This window comes from Streptomyces sp. NRRL F-2664 (assembly GCF_000719345.1).
Taxonomy (GTDB): domain Bacteria; phylum Actinomycetota; class Actinomycetes; order Streptomycetales; family Streptomycetaceae; genus Streptomyces.
In genome coordinates this window covers 1-374 of record NZ_JOFX01000404.1, presented here as the reverse complement: position 1 = coordinate 374, position 374 = coordinate 1, and the positions used below count along the sequence as shown (strand labels likewise).

At 75.9% G+C, this 374-nt stretch carries 1 protein-coding gene; it reads right to left on the bottom strand.

Annotation, left to right across the window (positions count from 1 at the left end; genetic code table 11):
* On the bottom strand, positions 1 to 374 hold a 374-nt coding region (locus IF89_RS39815; protein ID WP_043195022.1), incomplete at both ends, for a hypothetical protein.

Here is a 374-nt window from a genome sequence, read left to right as displayed (position 1 = left end):
CGGAAGGGGTTGGCGGCGGGGTCGGCGGCTCGGTGCGCGGCGGGCGCGGGTGTGCCGTCGGGTCCGGTTTCCCGGCCGTAGTCGGTGTAGGCGCGGGCAGTGAGCGCCTGGGCTGACTGCCCGGTCTCGAGGACGGTGTTGCCGCGGCGGTCGGCGTGCAGGTAGCGGGCTGCGCCGGGGGTGCCGGCGAGGGTGCGTGCCTCGCGGCCCCCTGCTCCGGTGAGGTAGGAGCCGCTGCGCGGCTGGCCGCCGCCAGCATCGGTGTGGGTGTCGTTGGCGATGGCGCCGTCGGGGGTGTAGTGGAAGAGGACGGTGGTGCGGGTGCCGTCGGGGGCGGTGGTCTCGGCGGTTTTCCGGCTGCCGTCGGCCCAGTA